The organism is Micromonospora sp. NPDC005087 (genome assembly GCF_042872965.1).
GTDB lineage: Bacteria > Actinomycetota > Actinomycetes > Mycobacteriales > Micromonosporaceae > Micromonospora.
In genome coordinates this window covers 251,486-270,452 of sequence record NZ_JBIALB010000004.1, presented here as the reverse complement: position 1 = coordinate 270,452, position 18,967 = coordinate 251,486, and the positions used below count along the sequence as shown (strand labels likewise).

General features: G+C 73.9%; 17 protein-coding genes, 2 pseudogenes and 1 riboswitch. Of the genes and pseudogenes, 12 read left to right on the top strand and 7 right to left on the bottom strand.

The genetic code is table 11. From position 1 onward, the window contains the following. Positions 1-243 precede the first annotated feature (243 nt). Positions 244-1,530, bottom strand: a complete 1,287-nt coding sequence (gene thrC, locus ACFYPS_RS12340) for a threonine synthase (protein WP_354963541.1) — start codon at positions 1,528-1,530, stop codon at positions 244-246. 10 nt (positions 1,531-1,540) lie between these two features. Continuing rightward, a riboswitch (SAM riboswitch) is annotated at positions 1,541-1,676 on the bottom strand. 123 nt (positions 1,677-1,799) lie between these two features. Continuing rightward, positions 1,800-2,768 carry a DMT family transporter gene (locus ACFYPS_RS12335; RefSeq protein WP_354963540.1) on the bottom strand — a complete coding sequence of 323 codons (969 nt, stop codon included), beginning with the start codon at positions 2,766-2,768 and terminating at the stop codon, positions 1,800-1,802. A gap of 91 nt (positions 2,769-2,859) precedes the next feature. Here ACFYPS_RS12335 and ACFYPS_RS12330 point away from each other — a divergent pair, with 91 nt between their 5' ends. Further along, a complete protein-coding gene (locus tag ACFYPS_RS12330) occupies positions 2,860-3,165 on the top strand; it encodes a metalloregulator ArsR/SmtB family transcription factor (RefSeq protein WP_354963539.1) in 306 nt (101 codons plus the stop codon). A 70-nt stretch (positions 3,166-3,235) separates the two neighbouring features. Continuing rightward, the gene (locus ACFYPS_RS12325; RefSeq protein ID WP_354963538.1) at positions 3,236-3,913 is read left to right on the top strand and encodes a DUF4232 domain-containing protein; all 678 of its coding nucleotides are present in this window, start codon (positions 3,236-3,238) and stop codon (positions 3,911-3,913) included. Here the strand turns inward: ACFYPS_RS12325 and ACFYPS_RS12320 are convergent. Beyond that, a complete protein-coding gene (locus tag ACFYPS_RS12320; RefSeq protein ID WP_354963537.1) occupies positions 3,908-4,804 on the bottom strand; it encodes an ABC transporter permease subunit in 897 nt (298 codons plus the stop codon). The two genes, ACFYPS_RS12325 and ACFYPS_RS12320, sit on opposite strands and share 6 nt — an antisense overlap. Further along, positions 4,804-7,668: an alpha/beta fold hydrolase gene (locus ACFYPS_RS12315; RefSeq protein ID WP_387324386.1), complete on the bottom strand. Its 2,865-nt coding sequence runs from the start codon at positions 7,666-7,668 to the stop codon at positions 4,804-4,806. Before ACFYPS_RS12315 ends, ACFYPS_RS12320 begins: the two co-directional genes overlap by 1 nt. A 373-nt stretch (positions 7,669-8,041) precedes the next feature. Here ACFYPS_RS12315 and ACFYPS_RS12310 point away from each other — a divergent pair, with 373 nt between their 5' ends. From ACFYPS_RS12310 to ACFYPS_RS12265, 10 genes and pseudogenes are all read left to right on the top strand, one after another. Next, the gene (locus tag ACFYPS_RS12310) at positions 8,042-9,235 is read left to right on the top strand and encodes a hypothetical protein (protein ID WP_387324384.1); all 1,194 of its coding nucleotides are present in this window, start codon (positions 8,042-8,044) and stop codon (positions 9,233-9,235) included. Further along, positions 9,222-11,615, top strand: coding sequence for a nitrate- and nitrite sensing domain-containing protein (locus ACFYPS_RS12305; protein ID WP_387324381.1), 2,394 nt, complete (start codon positions 9,222-9,224; stop codon positions 11,613-11,615). The genes ACFYPS_RS12310 and ACFYPS_RS12305 overlap by 14 nt, the downstream gene beginning before the upstream one ends. Further along, positions 11,534-11,908: a hypothetical protein gene (locus ACFYPS_RS12300; RefSeq protein ID WP_387324378.1), complete on the top strand. Its 375-nt coding sequence runs from the start codon at positions 11,534-11,536 to the stop codon at positions 11,906-11,908. Before ACFYPS_RS12305 ends, ACFYPS_RS12300 begins: the two co-directional genes overlap by 82 nt. Next, positions 11,905-12,381 (top strand): roadblock/LC7 domain-containing protein, encoded by a 477-nt coding sequence (locus ACFYPS_RS12295; protein WP_354963533.1) that lies wholly within the window; start codon positions 11,905-11,907, stop codon positions 12,379-12,381. Before ACFYPS_RS12300 ends, ACFYPS_RS12295 begins: the two co-directional genes overlap by 4 nt. Further along, positions 12,378-12,857: a DUF742 domain-containing protein gene (locus ACFYPS_RS12290; protein ID WP_354963532.1), complete on the top strand. Its 480-nt coding sequence runs from the start codon at positions 12,378-12,380 to the stop codon at positions 12,855-12,857. Before ACFYPS_RS12295 ends, ACFYPS_RS12290 begins: the two co-directional genes overlap by 4 nt. Further along, on the top strand, positions 12,835-13,599 hold the full coding sequence (locus ACFYPS_RS12285; RefSeq protein WP_387324373.1) for an ATP/GTP-binding protein: 765 nt from the start codon (positions 12,835-12,837) through the stop codon (positions 13,597-13,599). Before ACFYPS_RS12290 ends, ACFYPS_RS12285 begins: the two co-directional genes overlap by 23 nt. Positions 13,600-13,637: 38 nt before the next feature. Further along, complete coding sequence (locus tag ACFYPS_RS12280; protein WP_354963530.1) at positions 13,638-14,159, top strand: hypothetical protein; 522 nt, start codon at positions 13,638-13,640, stop codon at positions 14,157-14,159. Positions 14,160-14,194: 35 nt separating this feature from the next. Then, positions 14,195-14,789: pseudogene (locus ACFYPS_RS12275) on the top strand (ATPase); the annotation flags it as partial. A 92-nt stretch (positions 14,790-14,881) separates the two neighbouring features. Beyond that, positions 14,882-16,441: pseudogene (locus tag ACFYPS_RS12270) on the top strand (AAA family ATPase); the annotation flags it as partial. A gap of 105 nt (positions 16,442-16,546) precedes the next feature. Continuing rightward, on the top strand, positions 16,547-17,479 hold the full coding sequence (locus tag ACFYPS_RS12265; RefSeq protein WP_387324370.1) for an SMP-30/gluconolactonase/LRE family protein: 933 nt from the start codon (positions 16,547-16,549) through the stop codon (positions 17,477-17,479). A gap of 50 nt (positions 17,480-17,529) precedes the next feature. Here ACFYPS_RS12265 and ACFYPS_RS12260 read toward each other — a convergent pair whose 3' ends face one another. The 3 genes from ACFYPS_RS12260 to ACFYPS_RS12250 are packed head-to-tail and all read right to left on the bottom strand — an operon-like array spanning position 17,530 to position 18,916. Beyond that, positions 17,530-17,883 carry a gas vesicle protein K gene (locus tag ACFYPS_RS12260; RefSeq protein ID WP_354963527.1) on the bottom strand — a complete coding sequence of 118 codons (354 nt, stop codon included), beginning with the start codon at positions 17,881-17,883 and terminating at the stop codon, positions 17,530-17,532. Next, positions 17,880-18,092: a gas vesicle protein gene (locus ACFYPS_RS12255; RefSeq protein WP_354963526.1), complete on the bottom strand. Its 213-nt coding sequence runs from the start codon at positions 18,090-18,092 to the stop codon at positions 17,880-17,882. The genes ACFYPS_RS12260 and ACFYPS_RS12255 overlap by 4 nt, the downstream gene beginning before the upstream one ends. Continuing rightward, positions 18,089-18,916 (bottom strand): GvpL/GvpF family gas vesicle protein, encoded by an 828-nt coding sequence (locus ACFYPS_RS12250; protein ID WP_387324368.1) that lies wholly within the window; start codon positions 18,914-18,916, stop codon positions 18,089-18,091. The genes ACFYPS_RS12255 and ACFYPS_RS12250 overlap by 4 nt, the downstream gene beginning before the upstream one ends. Between the last annotated feature and the right edge of the window lie 51 nt (positions 18,917-18,967).

Sequence of the window (18,967 nt, the reverse complement as noted above, 5' to 3'; positions counted from 1 at the left end):
CCGATCGGACGTGGTCGGGAGGGACACTCGCACAACGCCTCCGGCGTTGGGTCGCAAGAACTTCAAAAGTCTCCGGCGAAATGCCCTCCCGCACGGAGCATCTTGCGCCGTCCGGTTCCTGCCGTCAAGTCCAGAGCGGCGGGTTTTCCACACTCACAGCTAAATGCCAGTTACCCGGCGGATCGGCCCGATCCCCCATCCGGGCGATCCCCCATCCCCGGCACGGGTGGGAACGAACCTGGGTCAGCCCAGGAGGCCGGCGTCTCGGGCGGCGCGGAGGGAGGGCTTGATGTGGTGCGTCGGGCCGACCTGGTTGGCTACCGCGTCGATGGTCTTCAGGCCCTCGCCGGTGTTGAACACGACCGTCTCCGCCGTGGGGTCGAGCCGGCCGGACTCGACCAGCTTGCGCAGCACCGCCACGGTGACCCCGCCCGCGGTCTCGGCGAAGACCCCGGTGGTACGTGCCAACTGTCGGATGCCGGCGCGGATCTCGTCGTCGTCGGCGTACTCCATCCAGCCGTCCGTGCGGCGGACCGCCTCCAGGGCGTAGAGGCCGGCGGCCGGGTCGCCGATGTTGAGCGACTTGGCGATGCCGGTGGGCTTGACCGGGGTGATCGTGTCGGTGTCGGCGTGCAGGGCGGTGGCGATCGGGTTGCAGCCGGCGGACTGGGCGCCGAAGACCTTCCAGCCGCCGGCCGGCGCCTCGACCAGACCGATCTCGACCAGCTCGGAGAACGCCTTGTCAATCTTGGTGAGCAGCTCGCCGCTGGCCATCGGGATGACCACCTGGGCCGGGATCCGCCAACCGAGCTGCTCGGCCACCTCGTACCCGAGTGTCTTGGAGCCCTCGGCGTAGTACGGCCGGACGTTGACGTTGACGAACGCGGTGTCCTCGAACTCGTCGGTCTCCACCAGCTCGCCGCAGAGCCGGTTCACATCGTCGTACGAGCCGTCGATGGCGACCAGGTCACCGCCGTAGACCGCGGTGGTGATGACCTTGCCCTGCTCCAGGTCGCTCGGGATGAAGACCACCGAGGGCACCCCGGCGCGGGCGGCGTGCGCGGCCACCGAGTTGGCCAGGTTACCGGTGGAGGCGCAGGCGAACCGGGTGAAGCCGAGCGCCCGGGCGGCGGTGAGCGCCACCGATACGACCCGGTCCTTGAACGAGTGGGTCGGGTTGGCGCTGTCGTCCTTGACCCAGAGCGGCGCGGTGATGCCCAGTTCGGCGGCGAGGTGCGGGGCCGCTACCAGCGGGGTGAGCCCCGGGTTCAGGGTGACGCGGGTGGACGGGTCCTGACCGGCGGGCAGCAGCGCGGCGTACCGCCAGATGTTGTCCGGGCCGGCCTCGATCCGCTCACGGGTGACCGTGGCCAGGGCTGTGGCGTCGTAGTCGACCTCCAGCGGGCCGAAACACTCGTAGCAGGCGTGCTGGGCGGCGAGCGGGTAGCGGGCCGAACAGGCGCGGCAGACCAGGGCGCGGGCGGGGCTGGCGGAGGTGTCGATGCCGGAGGCGGCGAGCGTCGACGTCATGTCGAGGGTCCTCTCATCTTTCCCCGCATCGCACGGTGCGGCGGGGACGGAATTGGCACCTGCCCCGCGGGGCGCTCAGCGGTGAGCGCGCGGGGTGGTTGCCGGGGCGTCGTCGGGCCGTATCCCTCAGCCCCTCTGGATGAGGTATTCAGTTGTGCCGCCGAGTCTAGGCAATGCGGCGACGGGAGGCTCCCGGCGTCCCGCCAGGTGAGCGATCGGCCGGCGGCGGCCGGGACGACCTGCGCCGTCGATCTGACTCGGCCGGCCGGTTAGCGGGCCACCACCGCGACCGGGTCGACGACCGCCGTCCGGTCGACGACGGCGGTCGCCTGGTCCGCGGGCACCGCGGCGGTGCGGGCGCGGGTCGCCACGTTGGCGGCGACCAGGGCGGCGATGGTGATCGCGGCCCCGACAAGCTCGACCGGCTCGGGCCGGTAGCCGCGGGCGATCTGCACTGCGAAGGTGGTCACCGGGACCAGGTTCATGAAGAGCGCGGCGTTGGCGGTGCCGAGCCGCTGCACGCCGGTGTTCCAGGCCAGCACCGCGACCACGGCGCCCACGATCACGGCGTACGCCAACTGCGGCGCGACCGCCACCAGGTCGGCGGCTCCCGGCGCGTGCTGCCAGCCGATGCCGTCGGCGAGCACGCTCGCGGCGAGCATGGCGGCCGTGCCGGCGAGCGCGGTGAGGGTGGTGTACCGCAGCGGCGACCAGCCGCCGAACCGGCTGGCGCCGTGGGTGTAGATGGCCCAGCCGAACACCGCGCCGATCATCATCAGACCGCCGAGGCCGAACTGACCGAGCCCGGCCAGGCTCCCGCGCGTGATCACCAGGCCGACGCCGAGAAGCGCCACCAGGGAGAGGGCCAGCAGGAGCGGCTTCGGGCGTACGCCGTCGCGGACCCAGCGGACCAGCTGGGTGATGACCGGGGTGGTCGCCACGAAGAGGGCGACCTGCTGCGGTGCGGCGTGTTCGAGCGCCAGGTTGGTGAGCACGTTGAAGCCGGCGAAGCCGACCGCGCCGAGCACCGCCACCTCGACCGCCCGGCCGCCGAGCCGCAGCGCGCCGGCGCCCTCGCGGAGCAGCAGGATGCCGACCAGGATGACAGTGGCCAGCAGGTAGCGGGCGGTGGTCAGGTTGAGCGGATCGACCCAGGTCAGCGCACTGGCCAGGATCGGGAACATCACTCCCCAACTGAGCACGGCGAGTAACGGGTAGGCGGCGGCGCGGGATCGCATCGTCAGCTCCAATGTTCGAGTACTTTCGAACCAACGACACCGACCCTAGGGAGATGTTCGACGATTGTCGAACAACGGTTACACTGGTCACATGGAGCCGCACGAACCCGACCTGGCCGCCGTACCGGTCACCGCCGTGCTGGCCGCACTCGCCGACGACGTGCGGCTACAGATCGTGCGGGCGCTCGCCGAGGGCGGCGAGCGCGCCTGTGGCACGTTCGAGATCGGCGTCTCCAAGGCGACCCGCAGTCACCACCTGAAGGTGCTGCGCGAGGCCGGCCTGACCCGCACCCGCGCCGCCGGCACCAGCCGCTACGTCCGCCTCCGCCGCGACGAACTGGACCGCCTCTACCCCGGCCTACTGGACGCGGTCCTCACCCAGTCCAACCGAGGCTGACGTCCGCGAGAGCTGCCGATAGCGAGGGGCCGGGCGGCGGTGGGAAGCCCACATGGGCAAGGATCGGTGAATGATCTTCCACGACGCTGCGACAGCGCGACGGACCAGCGCGGCGGTCGTCATGGTGCTCGCGCTCGGCGCCTGCGCCCCCGCCGACCATCGCGGCCAGGCCGGGGACGGCCCGAGCCCGCCGCCGGCGGTCACGAACGGCCGGCCGGGCGCGCCCAGCCCGACGGCGAGCGTCGACCCGCTGGCCGGTTGCCCGGAGTCCGGTGTCCGGATCCGGTCGACCGGGTCGGACGCCGCCATGGGGCTGCGCGCCCTCGGCCTGGAGCTGGTCAACTGCGGCGACCGCCCCTACCGGATCAAGGGATACCCGGCGCCGCGGGTACTGGACGAGGACCGCAAGCTGATCATCCTGCGCGTGCTGCCCGGGGCGAAGGGGATCACGTCGGGCTTCGACCAGCCGCCCCGGGAGGTCACCCTGCAGACCGGGGAACGGGCCACCGCCGCGGTGCTCTGGCGCAACCTGGTCACCGATTCGAAGGTGGTGGCCACCAACGGGGAATACCTTCGGGTCGCACCCGCCGCCGGGCAGCCGGCCGAGGACGTCGACCCGGACGGCCCGATCGACGTGGGCAACACCGGCCGGATCGGCGTCAGTGCCTGGAAGAAGGCAGAGCCGTCCACGCCGGTGCCGACGCGGCCCGCCCCACCGCCGGTGAGCCCATCGGACAGCCGGCTATGAGGTGATGTCCTTGCGGGTGAAGCGCCAGAACGCCAGCCCCCAGAACAGCGTCGCGTAGCTGATCGCCGAGATGCAGCCGCGTACCACGTCGTCGGTCTGCACCGGGGTGGAGAGCAGTCCCAGCCAGGCGGTGCTGAAGTGGGTGGGCAGAAAGTCGCGCAGCACGCCGAGGGCGGTGATCTGGTCCAGGATGCTGGACAGGATCCACAGCAGCACCGCGCCGCCCACCGCGCCCAGCGCGGCGTCCGTGGTCACCGACAGCAGGAACGCCAGGCCGGCGACCACCAGCAGGACGACCGCCAGGTAGCCGAGCACGGCCAGCAGCCGGAGCAGCCCCTCGGTCGGCTCCAGCTCGGCGGCGACCGTGCTGCGCAACGGCGACCAGCCGTACCGCAGGGTGCCCGCGGCCAGGGCCGTGCCGGCCAGCAACAGCAGGGCCAGCCCCGAGTACGCGAGCGCGACCACCAGCTTCACGGTGAGCAGCCGGGCCCTGGGCACCGGGATCGCCAGCAGGTAACGCAGGCTGCCCCAGCTCGCCTCGCTGGCCACCGTGTCGCCGCAGAACAGCGCGACGACGACCACGAGCAGGAACGACGCCGACACGAAGATCGAGAACAGGGTGAAGTTGAGCCCGCCGGACGTGGCCAGGTCGACCAGACTGGCGAACTCGTTGTTGCCGTTGTCGTCGTCGCCGCCCGAGTTGAACTGGAAGGCGACCAGGATGATCAGCGGCAGCAGGACCATGAACCCGAGCGCCAGCTGAGTCCGCCGCCGGGACGCCTGCCGGCGGAACTCCGCGCCGAACGGCATCGTCGCCGACGGCCGGTAGCCCCGGGCCGCACCGGCCGGATCGGTGACGCCCATCGGCGTCTCGACGGAAGAGCCAGCCATCACCGGTCACCGCTTCCCCGAGAGTTCTCGCCCACCAGGGCGAGGAACGCGTCCTCCAGGCGGCGCCGGGGCACCACCCGGTCCACCCCGATGCCGGCGCGCACCAACTCGGCCACCACGTCGCTGCGGGCCGTGCCGTTGGTGTCGACCACCAGCTGACCGTCGCTCTCCGGCAGCACCCGGACCCCGTGCAGCCGGTCCAGCACCGCCCGCGCCGCCACCGGGTCGGTGACGTCGAAGAGGACGCTCGGCGACTCGCCCACGATCTCCTCCACCGGCCCGGACGCCACGATCCGGCCCTTGTTCACCACCACCGCGTGCGTACAGGTCTGCTCCACCTCGGCCAGCAGGTGGCTGGAGACCAGCACGGCCCGGCCGTCCGTGGCGTACCGCTGGAGCACCCGGCGCATCTCGGCGATCTGCGGCGGATCGAGCCCGTCGGTCGGCTCGTCCAACACCAGCAGCTCCGGCAGGCCCAGCATGGCCTGCGCGATGGCCAGCCGCTGGCGCATCCCGTGGCTGTAGTTCTTGATCTTCCGGTGCACCGAGTCGCCCAGGCCGGCGATCTCCAGTGCCGCGTCGAAATGCGCGTCCTCCCACGGCCGCCCGGTGGCCCGCCAGTACGCCTTCAGGTTGTCCAGACCCGACAGGTGCGGCAGGAAACCGGGCCCCTCCACCAGCGCGCCGATCCGGGACAGCACCGGCGAGCCGGGCACCAGCCGTCGGCCGAAGACGTAGATCTCCCCGGCGGTCGGCTGGGTCAGCCCCATCAGCACCCGCAGCGTGGTGGTCTTGCCGGCGCCGTTCGGCCCGAGCAGGCCCACCACCTGACCCGGATGGACCTCGAAGTCCACGTTCGACACCGCGACGAAGCCGTCCGCGTACTCCTTGCGCAGCCGGCGCACGGCCAGCGGCGTGCCCGCGTACTCCGGGTGCACGGAGCGGTCCTGCCGGCGGTGCCGGCGGCGGACCACGGCCACGACCACGACGAGGCCGATCGCGATGGCGGCGAGCAGGCCGGCGAGCACCCAGCGCCAGATCGTCGCCGTGGTGGGGATCGGCTCCCCGCTGACCGTGGGCAGGCTGACCGCGCCGTCCGCCGCCACCGTGTAGACGGTGGGCTGGGCCGGCGTGGTGTACGCCTGGTCGGAGCTGGCCACCACCAGCCGCAGCTGGTGACCGGCCTCGACCCGGCGGACGATCCCGGGCAGCGTCACGGTGACCGGGCGGGCGTCCTGCACCCGCTGCGGCAGGCCGGTGAGCCGGACCGGGGCGACCAGCCCGTTCGGCAGGGTGGCCGCGCCGTCCGGGTCGACGTCGTAGAGCTTGACGAAGAGCACCGCCTCGCCGGTCGGTGAGGCGGCCCGCAGGGTGACGGTGGGGGCGCCCGCCACGTCGACCGCATCGGTCAGCGGCGCCGACTCGAAACGGGCGTGCTGGCCGGGCACGTCGCCGGCCACCCCGTCCAGCAGCGAGGCGAGGCCGCCGGCGAACGGCACCGAGGAGATGGCGGCCGGGTTGCCGTTCGGGGGGTTCGCGATCGGCTGGGCCGGGCCGGCGACCGTGACCTCCCGGCGGGCAGTGCCAACCAGGCCCGGGTAGTCCGTGCGGCGGAAGCCGGTCGCGACCAGGCCCCGGTCGAGCGCGTCGAAGCCGGCGATCCGCGACCAGGTGAAGTCGTCGCCGGGCGCGTCGCCCTCGCCCTTGACGTAGTGGTCCAGCCACTGGACGGTCAGGAACTTCACCCGGTCCGAGTCCGAACGGGGGCCCGCACCGCCGTCGTGCCCGCCGGTGAACCAGGCGACCCGTACCGGCGTGCCGGCGGCGGCGATGCCCTTCGCGTTGGCGTCCGCCTCGCCGAGGGGGAAGAGGGTGTCCGCCTCGCCCTGCACCAGCAGGGTGGGCGCCGCGATCCGGTCCAGCACGCCCGCCGGGCTGGACCGGCGCAGCAGGTCCACGGCGGCCTGGTCGGCCCGGCCGGTGGTGGCGATCCGCAGGTACGCGGCGCACACGTCGGCGGCGAACCGGCCGCAGGACGGGTCGGCGGCACCCGCCGGAACGCCACCGGGACCGGTGCCCGGGCCGGCGCCCGGCCCCGGGCTGGGCGGGCCGGCTGACGCGGGTGCTCCCTCGGGCTGGGCGGCGGTCCCTCCGGAGAGCCCGGCCGGGCCGGTGCCCACGTTGCCGCCCCCACCGAAGAAGAGACCGGCCCAGCCCTTCTTGAACACGCCCTCGGTCGGCGCTCCGCCGGTGCTCTCCGGCAGGAACGCCCGGGACAGGTCGTTCCAGGTGATCATGGGGACGATCGCGTCCACCCGGCGGTCCTGGGCGGCCAGCAGCAGCGCCAACCCACCGCCGTACGAGCCGCCAACCACACCGACCTTCGGGTCGCCGGCGCCGTCGGTGCGCACCTCCGGCCGGGCGGCCAGCCAGTCCAGCAGTCGTTGCGCGTCGCGTACCTCGTAGTCCGGGCTGTCCAGGTGGATCTCGCCGCCGCTGCGGCCGAAGCCCCGCGCGGTCCAGGTGAGCACCGCGTAGCCGCGCCCGGCGAACTCCTCCGCGTCGGAGCGCACCGACTCCTTGGTGCCGCCGAACCCGTGCGCCAGCAGCACCGCCGGCACCTTCCGACCGGACGAGGCGTCGGTCGGCAGGTAGAAGGTGGTGTCCAGGTCCACCGGCTGGTCGCCGGCCGGTCCGGAGCGGACCGTGAGCATCGCGCTCTCGGTGCGTACGCCCGATCCCCGCGGCCACACCGCCCAGGTCACGGCAGCCGCCAGGAGCACGACGACCGCTGCTGCGGCGATCGCTCGGCGGCGGGTGGGCAGGGCACGCCGGAACCACGCGGCCGGCGACGGCGATCTCATGCGGCACACGGTACGGGCCGCAGGCTGAGCGTTGGCTGAGATCCGCCGTACGTCCGTCCGGTTGCCCCGATCGGCGATTCGGCTAGATGCGACCGCGCACCGTCGAAGGCTGCGCAGTGAGTTGAGTTCGGATCACGTGAATTCCGATCTTCGGCGGATATCCACCTCGATCCCTTCATGTCACACCCCCGATGGAACACAACGTGCCGGCGACCCGGACGAACGGTGACATCGCTCGAAGTGACGCAAACCTGACTGAGCAGCACCCGGTTCGCCCACGGACGATTCGGCTAGTTTTCCGGTCCGGTGCACGGGACTCGTCGGCGAACCCGACACCGCGCCGATCCCCCGCCCGACGCCGGAGGAGACACACATGACAGTCCCCGCGCCACGGGCCCGTCGACGGCCGTCCATGTGGGGCCGACTGCTGCCGCTGCTGCTCGTCGCGGCGCTGCTGGCGCCGGTGGGTCTGCTCCTCACGCAGACCTGGCGGCAGACCGGTGACAACCGCGACCTGGCCGCCCGGGAACGGCTCGGCGTGCAGTACCTCCGCGCCCTCGCCCCGGTCACCGACGCCCTGGTCGAGGCCCAGTCCGCCGCGGTCAACGGCCGCCCCGCTCCCGGCGAGGCGCTGACCCGCGCGGTCGAGGACGCCGCCGCGGTGGACGCCCGGATCGGCACCGAGCTGCGCAGCCAGGAACGCTGGGCCGGGCTGCGGGCCAAACTGGAGGCGCTGCGCGATCGCAGCCCCACCGACCCCGAGTCCGCCTACACCGCGTACGGCGAGGTCAGCGATCTGCTGCTGGCGCTGCATCGCAAGGTCCGGGAAAGCTCGGGGCTGGTTCGCGACCCGGGTGCCGACTCCTTCTTCCTTCAGGACAGCGCCGGCCAGGAGCTGCCGGAGGCGGTGGTGTTCGCCGGCCGGCTCGCCGACCTGGGCACGCTCGCTCCCCGCCGGCCGGCCGCCGAACAGACCCGCAGCCTGATCGAGCTGACCGGCCTGCGGGTGGCCGCCCTGGCGCCCGCCACCGACCTGGTCGACAACCTGCGCTCCGCGGTGGACAGCTCGGAAAGCACCGACCTCGGCGCGAACGTGCTCACCCCGCTGGACACCTACCAGCGCTCGGTGGAGGCGCTGGCCGCGCACTCCGCCCCGGCCCCCGGCACGGGCGCGGTGCACCCGGCCCGGCTGGCCGCCGCCCGGCTCGACACGCACACGGCCGCCCTCCAGCTCCAGCCGGTCATCCTCAGCGAGCTGGACGCCCTGCTGGTCGAGCGGATCGACGGGCTGGACCGGGACCGCTGGCTGACAACCGGCGCCGGGGTCGCCGCCGTGCTGCTGCTGGGTTGGCTCGCCGCGCTGCTGCTCGCCGCCGGCCGTCGGGCCCGTCGCCGAGCCGCGATGCCCGCAGCGCCCATGGTGAGCCGCGACATCCCGCCATCGGGCGACGCCTGGCAGTCGGCGATCCGCACCGGCCGGCCCGGTGACCCGCGATCGCTGCAACCGGTCGGCGCGACGCGCGACCCGGAATCCGCCCAGTGGGGGCCGTCCGATGCTGCTCGGTAGGCTCCGGATCCGCGGCAAGCTCGCGCTGCTCGTGGTGATCCCCCTGCTCAGCATGGTCGGCCTCGCCGTGCCTGTGGTGCTCGACCGGGTGGCCGCGGCCCAGCGCTCCAGCGACATCGCCGAGCGGGTGCGACTCGCCAGCCGGGTCGGCAGCCTGGTGCAGGACCTCCAGCAGGAACGCATCCTCTCGGTCGGCTTCCTGCTCGGCCGAGTGGAACGCGCCGAACTGGTCCGCAAGACCGCCGACGTGGACGACCGGGTCGCCGACCTGCGGGCCGAAGGGAGCGACGCGCTGACCGACCAGGTCGAGCACGCCCTGTACGGGGTGTCCAGCCTCATCGACCTGCGGACCGCCGTCCTCGCCCGGGCCGCGAACCCGATCCAGGTGATGGACGCGTTCGGCCCGGTCAACCGAGGAATGATCGAGTCGCTGCGGCTGGCGTTCAGCGTGGACACCGACACCCGGCCGGGCCGCCAGGTGCTGGCCCTGGACGGGCTGCTGCGCGCCGACGAGGGGCTGGGCGCGTGCGCCACCCTGATCGTGCTGGTCAAGGCGACCGGCAGCGCGCAGGCCAGCGCCGGGTACGTGGCGTGCATGGCCGCCCTCCAGGTGGACAGCCAGCGCTTCCGCAGTCTGATCACGCCCGAACAGTTGACGGTGGCCCGGCTCAACGACGTGGCCGTGACCGCCCGTACCAGCGCCGACTTCCTGGTCACCAGCGCCCGGGACCCGGCCGGTGCGATCCGCGACGTTCCACTGGACGTGCTCTTCCCGTCCGTCCGCTCGATGATCCGGCTCGGCCAGTTCGTGGAGAAGAAGCTGGTCGCCGACGTACTCGCCGAGGTGACCGCCGAGCAGCGGCGAGCGCTGACCGCCGCGTACCTGGTCGGAGGCGCCGCGGCGCTGATCCTGGCGTTGGTGGTGCTGCTCAGCACGGCCGTCGCCCGTACGGTGGCCCGGCCGTTGACCCGGCTCACCCGCTCCGCCGACCGGGTCGCCCGGGTCGCCGAGGCGGAACTGGTCCGGGTCACCGACGACGAGGCGGAGAGCGCCCAGCCGGTCCGGCTGGATCCGGTGGACATCCGGGCCAACGACGAGATCGGCGACCTGGCCCGCGCCTTCGACCGTGTGCAGAGCACCGCGGCCCGGCTGGTCGAGCGGCAGGTCGCCGGTCGGCGCAACGTGGCGCAGATGTTCGGCCACGTCGGCCGACGTACCCAGAACCTGGTGGGGCGGCAGCTCGCGCTGATCGACCGGCTGGAGCAGCAGGAGGTCGACCCGGGCCGGCTGGAGCACCTGTACCGGCTCGACCACATCTCCAGCCGGCTGCGCCGCAACGCCGGCAGCCTGGTGGTGCTCTCCGGCTCGGCCGGGGCGGACGCGCACACCGCGCCGGTGCCGCTGGCCGACGTGGTGCGGCTGGCGCTCGGCGAGATCGAGGACTACACCCGGGTGGAGGTGCGGGTGCCGGCGGGCATCTCGGCCGCGCCGGCCGTGGTCGGCGACCTCGTTCTGGCGCTGGCCGAGCTGATGGAGAACGCCACCATCTTCTCCCCGCCGCACACGCGGGTGCTGGTGGCCGGTGAGGCGTCCGGGCTCGGTGCCCGGATCACGGTGGTGGACCGCGGCATCGGGATGACCGAGCAGCGGCTGGCCGAGGAGAACGCACGGCTCACCCGGCGGGAGCGCCTCGACCTGACACCGACCGAGGTGCTCGGCCTCTTCGTGGTGGGCCGGTTGGCCCGCCGCCACGGCTGGGCGGTGAGCCTGACCGCCACCGACGGCGGCGGGGTGACCGCCCAACTGGAGATCCCACCGGCGTCGCTGGTGCTCCGCCGCGCCGACCGGGCCGGGGCCACCGTCGCCCGGGCCACCGTGCCGGACCGGGACCGGCGCTCGCCGGCCGCGCTCGGCCACAGCCGGGGCGCACGATCCCTCACGGCCACCGCGGCACCGGCCGGCTTCGACTCGGACGTGCTCAGCCGGGCCACCCGCAGTCTGGAGTCCGGTGCGTCCTGGGACGCGTTCGGCGCCGGGGAACCGGTCGGCACCGGCGCCAACACGACGTCACCCGCACCGGTCGACCTCCCCACCACCGAGTCGGGCCTGCCCCGACGACCGGGGCGTGGGGCGACCGGTGGCGGCCCGGGCATCGCCGCCGCCGGCATCCGCCACCCGGGCCGCACCGTGCCGGCGCCGGCACCGGCACCGGACCATCGGGCACGCCGACCGGCCCGCGGGTCCGGCAGCGGCTGCCCGGGGCCAGCCTGCCCGCCGCCTCCGCGCCGGTCGGCCCGGTGGACGCCACCGGCGCCGACCCGGCCGCCGCCCGCGCGCTCGTCGAGGCGTTCCAGTCCGGCGTACGACGGGCGGAGCTGAATGCCGCCCCCGGCAACGGCCACCCGGGCGTCACGGTCGACCCGCGCACCAGTCCGGGTGGTCCCGCCCCCGCGGTGGCCGACAGCAACGGGGCGACGCCGGGCCGGCCACTGCTGAGCCGGCGGGTGCCCGGGGCGAACGTCACCGCCACCGCGCCCGCCCAACCGGCCAGTCCGCACCTCGGCGACCCGGCCGAGGTCCGCGATCTCATCACCGATTTTGAGGCGGGCGTCGCCCGCGCTCTCCGCGAAGTCAGCCCAGACCGCCGGAACGAAGAAGGATCAGCCCAGTGACCAGCCCCTTCCTGCACGACAACGTCGACCACCAGAGCCAGTCCGGCAACGGCGGGGACCTCAGTCCGGAGGCCCGCACGTTCAACTGGCTGCTGGACTCCTTCACCTCCAGCACGGCCGGGGTGCTGGAGGCGATAGCGGTCTCCTCCGACGGGCTGTTGATGGCCATGTCGGCCATCAAGGACCGGTCCAACGCGGAGCGGTTGGCCGCCGTGGTCTCCGGCATGACCAGCCTCGCCGGCGGGGCGGCCAGCTGGTACGCGCTCGGCGGCCTCAACCGGGTCATCGTCGACATGGCCGACGGTTACCTGCTGATCAGCGCGATCAGCAGTGGATCAGTGCTCGGCGTGGTCGCGGACCGGTCGGCGAACCTGGGCACGGTCGCGTACGAGATGACGCTCTTCGCCGGGCGTGCCGGCGGCGCCCTCACGCCGCGGCTGATCGTCGAGTTGAAGAACGCCGTCCAGCAATGACCCGCGACGTCGCCGGTGAGGACCCGGACCCGGGACCCGGGGCCCGGATCCGTCCCTACCTGCGAGCGGCGCCCCCCACCGACGGCGGCGGGTCCCCGGAACCAGCGCCGGAGGCGGGTGTCGGCTGGCCGGCCGGTCCCCGACCGTTCGTGCTCACCTCCGGACGGGTGGCGGGCGCGGACCCGGCGATCGGGCTGGAGTCGCAGGTGACCCTCCGCCCGGACACCGGCCCGTGGATCACCCCGCCGGCCGTCCCGCTGGCACCGGAGCTCCAGGCGATCATCGCGCTCTGCGCCGAGCCGATCTCGGTGGCCGAACTCTCCGCCCGGACCCGGCTGCACTTCGGCGTGACCCGGGTCCTGGTCGGCGACCTGCGTGCCGCCGGGCACCTGGATGTGCACGTCACCGAAGCCGACCACGCCTTCGACCCCGACCTCATCCTGCGAGTGATTGATGGACTCCGTGCGATCTCCTGAATGGCCGGTCGCCCCGCTCGGGGGACTCGCCGGCAACAGCGCCGCCGCCCGCTACGGCACGTCGCCGGGCATCGGCCCCGCGCTCGGGCGCACCGGCCAGCCACCGGCCGCGCCACCTCCGCCGTACCGGCTGCCGACCAGCACCGGGGCGACGCCACCACCGGCCCACCGTTCGCCGGCCGCACCGCCCGTCCCGGTCAAGATCCTGATTGCCGGCGGGTTCGGGGTGGGCAAGACCACCACGGTCGGGGCGATCTCCGAGATCGCGCCGCTGACCACCGAGGCCGAGATGACCAGCGCCGGGATCGGTGTGGACGACCCGGGCGGCCGGTCGACCAAGACCACCACCACCGTGGCGATGGACTTCGGTTGCGTGACCATCGACCGAAGCCTGAAGCTGTACCTGTTCGGCACTCCGGGGCAGGCCCGGTTCGGCTTCATGTGGGACGACCTCGCCCGGGGCGCGCTCGGCGCGCTGGTGGTGGTCGACAGCGCCCGGCTGGACGACTGCTTCCCGGCGATCGACTTCTTCGAGCGGGCCGGTCTGCCGTTCGTGGTCGGGGTCAACGCCTTCGACGGGCGGCTGGCCCTGGAGCTGGGTGAGATCCGGTGGGCACTGGCCATCGGAGATCATGTACCTCTGGTGCAGTTCGACGCCCGGGATCGGCTCTCGGTGCGGGACGCCCTGCTGGTCGTCCTGGATCGTGCGCTGGACCGGGCCACCCGGGACAGGAGGGCCTGAGCCGACCGGCTCCGGCCGTGGCGGGAAGGGGTGATCTGGTGAGGGGCGACCTGGACGAGACGCTGGCCCGGCTGGCCCGGCGCGAGGAGGCGCTGCGCCGGCGGGCCAACGACCGTGACGAGAGCGCGACACCGCCGGGTCCGGCCGGTGGACCGGCCAACCTCGGGAGCGGCCACACCGACGCCCGCAATGCCGGGCTGGGGCGGCACGCTGGGCGGGACACCGCCGGCGAGGTGGCCGGCTGGGGGCCGGTCGAGGAGGTGGCCGAGGTGGTACGCCAGGTCGTCGGCGCCCACCCGGGGCTGGCGGTGACGGTGCGCGTCGAGCACGGCGGGCGGACGTACCCATTACTGATCTCCTGGGACGGCCCGCACGTCACGGTCGGTCCGGAACCCTCGGCGGCCCCGGTGGAGCCTCCGCCGGCCTGGCCGCTGTCCGGCCGCACGGTGCCGGCCTGGGCACCCGGCCCGAACGGGCTGACCCCGGACCCGGCCGCCCGGCTGGCCGAGCTGATCCGGCGGGACCCGTCGCTGCTGGACGAGCTGGATCCACGGCGCTGACGCCGGGACTGGCTGGCGGCGGCTACGGTCGGGCGGTGGCGCAACCCGACCTGACTCTCACGGCCAGCCTGCGGCCGGCGGCGCTGGACGCCCGGCGGGGCGTCGTCCGCCTGCACCCGGAGGTGCTGACCGCGCTGGGTCTACGCCCCGGCGACCCGGTCCGGTTGGTCGGCCGACGGGAGACCGCCGGAATCGTGGCGGCGGCCAAGCCGGGCGCGAGCCCCGTCCTGCTGTACGCCGACGACCTGACGCTGGGCAACCTCGGCCTCCACGACGGCGGTCAGGTGCGGGTGACTCCGGTGCCGCTGACCCCGGCGAGCCGGGTCACCCTGACCGGGCCGGTGGAGGTGGTCGCGGCGGTCAGCCCGGAGATGCTCCGGCTCGCCCTGCTGGGCAAGGTGGTCACCGCCGGCGACGACGTCTCGCTGTTGCCGCAGGACGTGCTGCCGGACGCCTCGGTACGCAGCCTCATCGAGGCGGCTCGGCGCAGCCTCGCCAACACGGTCGGGTTCGCCTGGACCAGCACCCTGCTCACCGTGGTCGCGGTCGAGCCGGCCGCTGGCGCACTGGTCACCATGGACACGCTGGTCGGCTGGGAGCACGGCCCGGCCACCCACGGCGCCATCCCCGGTCGGCTCGCCCCGGCCGAGCGGCCTTCCGGAGGGCGCCGGTCGGCTGAGACTCCGTCCGGTGCGGCCATGGGCCCGACGGAGGAGGACGACGCTCCCGACGTCGACGAGCTGCCGGGGCTGCGGGCCCAGGCCGAGGAGCTGACCGAACTGCTCGACCTCGGCTTCCACCACCGGGAGGTGCTGGGTCGGCTGGGCACCACCATCTCGCTGGGAGTGCTGCTCAGCGGGCCGGCCGGTTCGGGAAAGTCGGCGCTGGTCCGGGCGGTCGCGGCCCGGGTCGGTGCCCGCGTACACCCGCTCTGGGCGCCCGAGGTGGTCGCGCTGGCCAACCAGGCCGCCGCCGACCGGCTGCGCGCCGTGGCGGCGGCGGTCCGCGCCGGCGGGCCGGCGGTCCTGCTGGTCACCGATGTGGAGGCGCTCGCCCCGGCGGACGAGCCCGGCCCGGTGGCGACGGTGTTCCGCCAGGTGCTCATGGAGACCGTCCGTTCGGGTGCGGCCGTGGTGTGCACCACCGGCCGGCCGGAGGCGGTCGACCCGGCGCTGCGCGCGCCGGACCTGCTGTCGCTGCGGATCAGCATCCCGCTGCCCGACCCGGCGCTGCGCCGCGAGCAGCTCACCGTGCTGACCCGGCAGGTGCCGCTGGCCGATGACGTCCGGCTGGACGAGGTGGCCGGGCGTACCCCTGGATTCGTCGCGGCGGACCTGGCTGCGCTGGTCCGGGAGGCTGGGGTACGCGCGGCGCTGCGGCAGAAGTCGGCCGAGACGCCGACCGTGTCGATGGCCGACTTCACCGCCGCACTGGAGGTGGTCCGGCCGACCACGATGGCCGCGTCCACGCTGGAGCTGGCCTCGGTGACCCTGGACGACGTGGGTGACCTGGTCGAGGTCAAGCAGACGCTCAGCGAGTCGGTGCTCTGGCCGCTGACCTACCCGGACACCTTCGCCCGGCTCGGCGTGCAGCCGCCGCGCGGTGTGCTGCTCTACGGGCCGCCGGGCTGCGGCAAGACGTATCTGGTCACCGCGCTGGCCGGCTCGGGTCGGGCGAACGTGCTCTCCGTGAAGGGCGCGGAGCTGCTCTCCAAGTGGGTGGGTGAGAGCGAACGCGCGGTCCGTGAGCTGTTCCGCCGGGCCCGGGAGGCGGCCCCGACGCTGATCTTCCTGGACGAGGTGGACGCGCTGGCGCCGGTCCGCGGGCAGGCCACCGACGGCGGGACCACCGACCGGGTGGTCGCCGCCCTGCTCACCGAGCTGGACGGGGTGGAGACGCTGCGCAACGTGGTGGTGGTCGGCGCGACGAACCGGCCGGACCTGGTCGACCCGGCGCTGCTGCGGCCGGGCCGGCTGGAGCGGCTGGTCTACGTGCCGCCGCCGGACGGGGAGGCCCGCATGGAGATCCTGCGGGCCGCGTCCCGGCACGTGCCGCTGGCGCCGGACGTCGACCTGGCCGCGCTCGGTGGGGAGTTGGACGGGTTCTCCGCGGCCGACTGCGCGGCTCTGGTCCGGGAGGCGGCGCTCGCCGCGATGCGTGAGTCGCTGGCCGCGGCCACGGTCACCGCCGCGCACGTCGCCACGGCCCGGCGCCGGGTCCGTCCGTCGCTGGACCCCGCGCAGGTCGCCTGGCTGGCCGGGTACGCCGCCGAGCGAGGGTGACGCGACCAAACTGATCCGGCAGTCAACCTTTCGTCGTACCCAGGGTGTTCCTAGGACGTCACATTCCTCTGTGGAGCGATCCACTGCGACGTCAGGCGGTGTTTCTTGCGCAAGCTGCTCTCGCTTCTCCTCGTTTCCCTGGTGGCGGCGGCCACCCTCACCACGGTCGGCTCGCCGGCAGCCGCCCACCCGGCAAAGCCGTTCCCGGCCCGGATCGCCCTGCCCAACGGGTTCACTCCCGAGGGGCTGACGATCGGTCGGGGCACCACCGTTTACGTCAGCTCCATCTTGGACGGAGCGGTGTGGCGCGGTGACTTACGCACCGGCCGTGGCTCGGTGCTGATCCCGGCCGTGCCGGGCAAGGACAAGGCCGGTCTCAAGCTCGATCAGCAGGGCCGGCTGTGGACCGCCGACTTCTCCGGTGGCGGTGCCAGCGTCTACGACGCGGGGACCGGCAAGCTGCTGGCCCACTACCAGTTCACCGACGAGCCGGGCAGCTACGTCAACGACCTCGTGATCACCAAGCGGGCGGTCTACTTCACCGACTCGGGCCGGCAGGTTCTGTACGTGGTGCCGCTGGGCCACGGTGGCCGGCTGCCGGCCGCCACGGCCTCCCGGGTGCTGCCGCTCAGCGGACCGGCTGCGACGCCGGACGCCTACCACAACGGGATCGTGGCACTGCCGGACGGCGATCTGCTGGTCGCACAGATGCTGCCCGGTCGGCTGGTACGCATCGACCCGCGCACCGGCCGCAGCCGCCTCGTCGACCTCGGTGGCTACTCGGTGGAGCGGGCCGACGGCCTGGTGCTGCGCGGCCACACCCTCTACGTGATCCGCAACCTGACCAACGTCATCGCGGTGGTCCGGCTCAACCACGGTTACACCGCCGGGGCGGTGCAGCGGGAGATCACCGGTCCCCAGCTGCGGTCGCCGGCGACCGGTGACCTGCTCGGCTCGGCGCTGTACGTGGTGAACGGCCGGTTCGACGTGGAGTCCACGCCGGACACCGACTACGACATCGTCCGGGTACCGGCCTGATCCACCGGTCGGCGGCGACCTCTCCGGGGGTTGCCGCCGGCCGGCTCGGGTCACTCGGTGGGGAGCAGCGGGCCGAGGGGGCCGAGATCCAGGTTGAGGTCCTCCGGGGCCAGGCCGAAGTGTTCGCGCAGCCCGGCCATCTGCTCCTCCAGCGCCATCAGCGTCACCCCGATCCGCTCGATCTGCTCCTCGGTCAGGTCACCGAGGTCGACCCGGCGCAGCGCCTGCCGCTCCATCAGCTGCCGCAGCAACTCCACGATCGTGAGCACCAGGCTGGCCAGCCCTCGCTCGACCGAGTCGCGGTCCACCGCGATCCGGCGGTCCAGCGGGGTGACCCGGGGCGGCTGCCACGACTCCGCGCCCAGCGCGGCGGCCAGCTCCGCCGCCTCGTCCCGCCCGGTCATCCGGCGTCCTCCGGCGGGGCCAGCGCGCCGACCGAAGCGACCAGCGCGCGCAACGAGATCCGGACCAGGTCCACGTCGGCAATGGCCAGGGTGAGGTCGCCGCTGATCACGACCCCGGTGGCGAGCACCCTGTCGAGCAGGTCCACCAGGGCGACCGGCCGGTAGGCCAACGGATCGTCCGCGCTGCTCGACGCGAGCGCGCTGGTCACCACGGCTCCCGCACGGTGAGCGCCGGCTCCGGCCGTTCCGCGACGAAGGAGTACGCCGGCCACGGCCCGGTCAGCTCCAGCCGGATCTCCGGATGCCGGCTGCCCAGCGCGCCGACGAGCTCGGTGAAGCCGGGCAGCGCCGCGAGGTCCACCAGGTACGCCCCGTTGAGCACCATCGGGGTGGACGCACCGGAGAGCCGCCGGTCCTGCGGCGCGTGCCGCCGGCCCGCCACGGCCAGCTCGCACAGCGCGGCGTGCACCGTGTCCGCCGCCGCGCCCGCCGCCTGCTGGCCTTCCTCCCGGGCGGTCAACTGTGCCCGACGCCGCCGCAGGTACGCCGTCCCCACACCGCCGGCCCCGACGGGTTCGGCGCTCGCCGGAGCCACTCCCGGCACCAGGTAACCCTTCACACCCCACTCGCCGCGTCCGGTGAGGCGGTCCAGGGTGGCCTCCAGCTCGGTTCGGCACGCGGCGAGTGACCTGGCCACCCGGCCGTCGTCGGTGTGCACGGTGGCGAGCCGGGCCGGCACCACCGGCCCCCGTCGGGCCAGTGCCTCGACCACGCCGTGGTGTGCCCGGGCCGCCCGCTCCAGCCACGCCAGATCCTCCAGGTTGCGGCGCAGCGGCTGCTCGCCGTACTCGTCCAGCGGCGCGGTGCTGACCACGCCGACCAGGCCGGAGGTGGACACCGCCCGGACCGGAGCGCCGTCCATCCCGGCGATCGCCGTCAGCGCCGCCGGATCGGCGTCCCGGACCACGCCGTGCAGCCAGGCCCCGGCGACCGGGGCGGACCCGGCGGCGGGCACCTCAACCGTCGAACTCATTCCACTCCTCTAGTTCGGCGTCCCGGCGGCGCGCCCGGGCCGCCACCCGGG